This is a genomic window from Nocardioides sp. (assembly GCF_036274455.1).
Classification (GTDB): domain Bacteria; phylum Actinomycetota; class Actinomycetes; order Propionibacteriales; family Nocardioidaceae; genus Nocardioides.
In genome coordinates this window covers 1-5,113 of record NZ_DASUFR010000043.1, presented here as the reverse complement: position 1 = coordinate 5,113, position 5,113 = coordinate 1, and the positions used below count along the sequence as shown (strand labels likewise).

Sequence of the window (5,113 nt, the reverse complement as noted above, 5' to 3'; positions counted from 1 at the left end):
CAGCTCACCTACAAGCAGGACTGGGACCTCCCCGGCGGCGTGGTCGAGGTCGGTGAGTCGCCTCAGCTCGCGGTATCGCGCGAGGTCGAGGAGGAGCTCGGACTCGAGATCAAGGCCGGCAACCTGCTGCTGACCGATTGGCTCCCCCCGTGGGGTGGCTGGGACGACGCGCTCTGCCTGGTCTTCGACGGCGGCGAGCACGACCCGGGCCTGCTCGACGCCATGGTCCGGCAGGAGCGCGAGATCCGGGACGCAGCGTTCTGCGCCCTCGACGAGGTCCGCAGGCGCTGCGCGGACTTCACCGCCCGGCGGGTCGAGGCCGCCCTGGCCAACGTCGGCGGCGCCGGTCCGGCGTACACCGAGTCCGGCAACGGCTGGACCTAGAGCTGGACCTGGGCACGGCGGTCAGAAGATCGTCGCCGCCTCCTGGGCGAGCTCCCGGAGCACCGCCGCCGCAGGTGTGGCGCGGCCCTCCTCGACCGCGGCCGCCCAGGCGTCGGCAGGCACCAGCTTGCGCACCGGCGCCAGCACGCTCTCGTGGAGGTGCTCGGGCTCCGAGCCCTCCGGCGCCAGCCCGGTGGTCTCGCTGAGGCTGCGCGCGGCACCCTCGGCCCTGGCCACCAGGAGCGGGGCGCGCTCGCCGATCACCTGGGCGAAGGTCTGCAGGTAGACGCGGAAGGTCTCCAGGTCGCCGAGGTCGACGACCCGCTCGGTGCCGGCGACGAGCCGGGCCGCGGCATCGGCCGGCCGTCCCAGCATGAGCTCGACGTCGGCGAGGTTGTTGGTGCAGATGGCCAGCTGGCGCACGTCGCCGATCTCCTCGAAGTAGCCGTGCTCCCGCTCGAGGAAGGTCAGGGCCCGCTCGAGGTCACCGGAGCGGTAGGCCTGGTAGGCGCGCGCCTCGTCGGCGAGGGCGCGGTGCCGCTTGGTGCCGTGCCTCTGCGCGAAGTCGACCAGGTCATCGCACAGCTCCTGGGCATGCTCGAGGTCGTCGGTCTCCTGGGCGAGGATCACCAGCTGCCGGCGCGCGAAGAACTCGACGTTGCGCGGCTCCACCCAGGGTGGGAGGCGTGCGTCGGGCAGCTCCGCAGCCATCGCCCGGGTCGTCTCGAGGTACGCCGCGTCCACGCTCACCTCGGGCAGCAGCCTGATGGCGTCGCCGAAGGCCAGCCGCGTCGCCACCTCGGCGTAGCGGTCCGCCGTGGTGCGGTCGCCTGCCTCGGTGAGCACGAGGTAGGCGTCCCGGACCCGTCCGAACCGCAGACACACCCAGGTCACGACCACGGTGAGGTGCGAGAGCGGGACCGGTCCGGGGTAGAAGGGCTCGTCGTGCACGCCGTCCGGTGTGGCGGCGAGCATCGCGCGCAGGTTGGCCACCTCCTCCTCGAACCGCACCCGGGTGAGGCTGTGCTGCGCCGAGCGTGACCCTTGGTAGAGGTGGCCGGCGAGGTCGTAGAAGAACTGCGCGTGGGCGTCGACCTTCTGCGAGAGCGTCCCCCGCTGCGCCAGCCGGTCGCGGGCGAACTGGCGCACCGTCTCGAGGACCCGGAAGCGGGTGCGGCCGTCCACGGTGTCGTGGACGCTGACCAGGTTGGCGTCGACGAGGTCGTAGAGCAGCTCCAGCACGCCGTGCTCCAGGTCGTCGTCGGCCACCGCCTCCAGTGCGTCGAGGTCGGCGCCGCCCTCGAAGACCCCGAAGCACTCCAGGACGCGCTGCTGCGCCGACGAGAGGAGCTCGTAGCTCCAGGTGATGGTCTGCCGGACGGTCGCCTGCCGGTGGTCCGCTGCCGGCGTCATCGAGGTCAGGTCGAGCAGCCCATGCAGCCGTTGGAGCAGCGCCGCGGGCGTCTCGAACTTGGCCCGCGCCGCCACCAGCTCGATGGCCAGCGGCAGCCCTTCCAGCCGCCGGCAGAGCTCGGCGACCGCTCCGGCGTTCTGCTCGGTCAGCTCGAAGTCGCGGCGTACCCGCTGTGCGTGCTCGACGAACATCGTCACCGCGCCGGAGGCCCGGGCCGCGTCCAGCCGGTCTCCGGCGGGCACGGCCAGCGGCGTCACGAGGTATTCCCGCTCCCCGCGCACATGCAGGGCGCGACGGCTGGTGGCCAGGAGCGCGCAGCCGGCGGCCGACTCGATGATCGCGTCCACCACCCCCGCGGCTCCCTCGAGCTGCTCGAGGTTGTCCAGGATGACCAGCCGGCGTCCCTTCGCGAGCGCGGCCAGGACGCCCTCCCGGCCTCGCTGGGCGTCTGGCAGCCCGAGCGCCTCGCCGACCATGCCCCAGGCCGTCGGGGCCTCCGTGGCCGTCGCGAGCCCCACGAAGACGACGCCGGAGGGGAACAGCTCATGGCCGGCCCTCGCTGCCTCGATGGCCAGCTTGGTCTTCCCGCTGCCGCCCGGACCGGTGAGCGTGACCAGCCCCTCGCCGCGCTCCAGGGCGTCGTGGAGCTCGGTGAGCTCCACGTCCCGCCCCACGATCGGGGTGCGTGCGGCCGGCAGGTTGCTGCGCCATGTGTCGTCCTCGCGCACCCCCTGGGCCGGCCGGTGCGAGCTGCGCACGATGGCGGCGACTCCCGAGAGCACCGCCCGGCTGTCGGTGACGTCCGGGCAGTGGAAGACGTCGAACGGCGGAGGCAGCTCGTCGATGTCGAGGTCAGCGACACGGAACTGGGCGAGCTTGTCCTGCTTGTTGCCGCGCCGGGCCTCGGAGTAGACCCAGTCGGACTCGACCGCGGCCTTCGACCACAGCACCACGACGGCCAGCGCGTCGTTGAGCTCGCGGATGATCGACTCCTGGAACCGCTCCCCGGAGCGCAGCTCGTCGTCCCACCAGACGGAGTAGCCGGCCCTCTCGAGGAGCACCGCGACCTCGCGGGCGCGGTCGACGTCAACCGAGGCATGGCTGATGAACACGTCCGGCAACGCGACGTCCCTCCCCTGTGACGTCCGGTCGCAGGACCGTAGCGGAGAACCCGGTGTCTAGAACAGGGCGCTGGCCAGTGCCTGCCGGCCCTTGAGCACTCGCGGGTCGTCGTTGCCGACCGCGGCGAACAGGCCGAGGAGGTGCTCGCGGGCCTGGTTGCGCTCGTCGCCGGCGGTGCGGCGTACGACGTCGACCAGCCGGTCGAAGGCCGCCTCCACCCGGCCGTCGAGCAGGTCGAGGTCGGCCACCAGCGTCTGCGCGGCGACCTCGTCGGGGGCGGCGTCGGCCGCGGCGCGCGCGGCGGCGGCGTCGACGTCCTTGGTGCGCTGCAGCACCCTGGCCATCGCCAGCCCGGCGGCCGCCTCGGTGTCGGCGGGGTTGGCGGCGATGAGCTTCTCGTACTCCGCGACCGCGGCGTCGTAGTCCTCGCGCTCCAGCGCGTCCTCGGCGGGCGCGTAGCGCGGGTCGTGGACCGGTTCTCCCTCGCCGCCCTCCTCGGTCGAGGCTGCAGCCTGGCGCGGCTGGTGCCGGCCGGTGATGCCCTGCGCGGTCAGCTGCTGCATCACCTGGTTGATCGCCCCGCGCAGCTTGTCGAGGGTGAGCAGGTCCTGGATCAGCGGCTGCGGGCGCCCGTCGATGACCGCGAAGACGAAGGGCACCGACTGCAGCTGCACCGCCTGGGCGATCGCCGGCTCGGCGTCGATGTTCACCAGGCCCGCCAGGAAGCGGCCCTCGAACTCCTCGGCCACCTGGGCGAGGTCCGCGGCCATCTGGGCGCTCTCCGGGAGCCGGCTGGGCGAGTAGAAGGCCAGCAGCACCGGTGCTGTCAGCGAGTCCTCGACCGTGGACTGGAAGTTGTCCTGGGTGACGTCGAGCCAGTACGACGCACCGCCGGAGGCACCCGGGGCACCTCCTGCCGGGGCTCCTGCGTTGCCGGCGCCGGTGGGTCGGTTCAGGCCGGACAGGTCGACCGCGCCGGGGCGCGAGAACGGCTGTTGCGACATGGGCCAATCCTATGGACCGGTCTCGATCCAGTGGTCGGGCGGGATCTCCGGCTTGCCGGGCACCGGACGCAGCTCCTCGGTCCAGGCCTCGCCCTCGGGGCCGAACAGCTTGCCGGCCACCCGGCGCCAGAAGCCGGTCGCAGCGTCGTTGCCGTCCTGGAAGGCGATGGTCCACGGACCGGGGTGCTGCGCCACGACGTGAGCCGCCAGGCTCATGCCCAGACCGCCGCGCCGCGCGACCGGTGCGGTCCAGAAGGCGTCCATGTGCCGGCGCGGCCCGCCGAGCCCGGAGACGAGGGCGAACCCGACCGGCGCGTCGGCGCCGGTGTTGGGGTGCGGCTGCCAGGCGAGGTAGCCCGTGCGGTCAGGGGCGGGGTAGGCGTCGAGCAGGCCGTGGGAGTAGCGGCCGTCGGCGTAGGGCAGCCCGTTGACGATCGGGGCCATGTCGCTGCGGTAGGCCTGCCACAGCCAGCCGACGAGGTCCCACTCGTCATCGCCGACCGGCCGGATCGATGGGGTGCTCATCGGCTCCAACGGTAGATCTGGCCGTCGCGTGCCTCGACCTCGGTGGGTGGTTTCGGCGTCGGCACCTGCTGGAGGTGGCGCAGCACGTTGCTCCGGCCGCGGAGCGAGACCTCGCCGTCGTGCCAGTGCAGGTGGGGGTGGAGCAACGGCCGCAGCTCGCCCCACTCCCCCGCGTCGAGGGCGGCCCAGGCAGCGGCTGCGGGCACGGGCATCTCGGGGAGCTCGTGCAGCATCTTCGGCGTGCACATCCGCCAGGCGTCGATGACCAGCTCACGCATCTCGTCGTGGTCGAGCCTGTCGAGGTGCGCGCAGACCCACTGGTAGCGCAGGTCGCTGGCCGGCGGGAGGAAGAACGTCTCGGGGTCGGACTCGATCAGCCCGTCGCGCTCGGCCTTGGGGAACCCGAACCCCATGTCGGTCTCGTCCCGGCTGAACGCCACGAACACGATCTGGCCCACCCTGAGCTTCCAGCGCCGGTTGACCATCCGCTCATAGGCACGTGGCAGCGCCAGCCCGACCGCTCGTACGTCGTCCGCTGTCACCACGGTCCGGACGCTAGTGGGGGCCGGGGACAGGGGTCGGGACAGGGGTCGGGACAGGGCAGCGGTGACCAATCAACCGCAGCCTGGCCGCGGGCGGTTGATCACCCACCGCCACCTCGGCA

Annotated in this window: 5 protein-coding genes; 1 reads left to right on the top strand and 4 read right to left on the bottom strand. The window is 72.7% G+C overall.

Annotated elements, in window-relative coordinates; all coding sequences use genetic code 11:
- On the top strand, nucleotides 1-384 hold a 384-nt coding region (locus tag VFV89_RS04075; protein ID WP_329704624.1), incomplete at its 5' end, for an NUDIX hydrolase.
- A 21-nt stretch (nucleotides 385-405) separates the two neighbouring features.
- On the opposite strand, the gene VFV89_RS04070 is transcribed toward VFV89_RS04075, so the two are convergent.
- From VFV89_RS04070 to VFV89_RS04055, 4 genes are all read right to left on the bottom strand, one after another.
- Nucleotides 406-2,910, bottom strand: coding sequence for an ATP-binding protein (locus VFV89_RS04070; protein ID WP_329704625.1), 2,505 nt, complete (start codon nucleotides 2,908-2,910; stop codon nucleotides 406-408).
- 66 nt (nucleotides 2,911-2,976) lie between these two features.
- Entirely contained in the window at nucleotides 2,977-3,924 is a 948-nt protein-coding gene (locus VFV89_RS04065) for a co-chaperone YbbN (RefSeq protein WP_329704623.1), read from the bottom strand.
- A gap of 9 nt (nucleotides 3,925-3,933) precedes the next feature.
- Entirely contained in the window at nucleotides 3,934-4,449 is a 516-nt protein-coding gene (locus VFV89_RS04060; protein ID WP_329704622.1) for a GNAT family N-acetyltransferase, read from the bottom strand.
- Nucleotides 4,446-4,994 carry an MmcQ/YjbR family DNA-binding protein gene (locus VFV89_RS04055; protein ID WP_329704621.1) on the bottom strand — a complete coding sequence of 183 codons (549 nt, stop codon included), beginning with the start codon at nucleotides 4,992-4,994 and terminating at the stop codon, nucleotides 4,446-4,448. The genes VFV89_RS04060 and VFV89_RS04055 overlap by 4 nt, the downstream gene beginning before the upstream one ends.
- Between the last annotated feature and the right edge of the window lie 119 nt (nucleotides 4,995-5,113).

Coding starts and splice junctions, on each gene's coding strand:
- VFV89_RS04065 (WP_329704623.1), bottom strand. CDS start 3,924: ATGTCGCAACAGCCGTTCTCGCGCCCCGGCGCGGTCGACCTGTCCGGC.
- VFV89_RS04060 (WP_329704622.1), bottom strand. CDS start 4,449: ATGAGCACCCCATCGATCCGGCCGGTCGGCGATGACGAGTGGGACCTC.